General features: G+C 50.8%; 1 protein-coding gene. It reads left to right on the top strand.

Annotated elements, in window-relative coordinates; genetic code table 11:
• Positions 1-123: 123 nt before the first annotated feature.
• On the top strand, positions 124-1,178 hold a 1,055-nt coding region (locus ACTHUE_RS19370; RefSeq protein WP_440424209.1), incomplete at its 3' end, for a DNA gyrase subunit A.

Below are 1,178 nucleotides of genomic sequence, written 5' to 3'. Positions count from 1 at the left end.
AATTTATTAAATAACGAAGGCCGTCTGAAATCCTGTTTCAGACGGCCTTCACGCAAAAGCCATAAACCGCTTGTTTTGTGGTAGAATCAACAAGATTTTTGCCATACGAAATTACAGATAATCATGACCGACGCAACCATCCGCAACGACCATAAATTTGCACTTGAAACCCTGCCTGTCAGCCTTGAAGACGAAATGCGCAAGAGCTACCTCGATTACGCCATGAGCGTGATTGTGGGACGAGCCCTGCCGGATGTCCGCGACGGTCTCAAGCCGGTACACCGCCGCGTGTTGTACGCGATGCACGAGTTGAAAAACAACTGGAATTCCGCCTATAAAAAATCGGCGCGTATCGTCGGCGACGTTATCGGTAAATATCACCCCCACGGTGATACAGCCGTTTACGACACCATCGTCCGCATGGCGCAAGACTTCTCCATGCGTTATGTACTGATTGACGGTCAGGGCAACTTCGGTTCTGTCGACGGATTGGCCGCAGCAGCCATGCGTTATACCGAAATCCGCATGGAAAAAATTTCCCATGAAATGCTGGCGGATATCGAAGAAGAAACCGTCAATTTCGGTCCCAACTATGACGGCAGCGAACATGAGCCGCTGGTATTGCCGACCCGTTTCCCGGCGTTGTTAGTCAATGGTTCGTCCGGTATTGCCGTCGGTATGGCAACCAATATCCCGCCGCACAATTTGGGCGATACCATCAATGCTTGCCTGCGTTTGTTGGATGAGCCTGAAACTGAAATCGACGAGCTGATCAACATTATCCAAGCACCCGATTTCCCAACCGGCGCAACTATTTATGGCTTGAGCGGCGTGCGCGAAGGCTATAAAACCGGCCGCGGCCGTGTAGTGATGCGCGGTAAAACCCATATTGAGCCTATCGGTAAAAACGGCGAGCGCGAAGCCATCGTTATCGATGAAATCCCATATCAAGTAAACAAAGCCAAGCTGGTTGAGAAAATCGGCGAGTTGGTACGCGAAAAAACGTTGGAAGGCGTATCCGACCTGCGCGACGAGTCCGATAAATCCGGTATGCGTGTCGTGATCGAATTGAAACGCAATGAAAATGCCGAAGTCGTTTTGAACCAACTCTACAAACTGACCCAGCTGCAAGACAGCTTCGGTATCAACATGGTGGCCTTGGTTGACGGCCAGCCGCG

The sequence above is a fragment of the Neisseria sp. P0021.S005 genome, assembly GCF_051956955.1.
The sequence above is the reverse complement of the archived record's forward strand: the minus strand, read 5'-3'. Positions and strand labels throughout refer to the sequence as shown.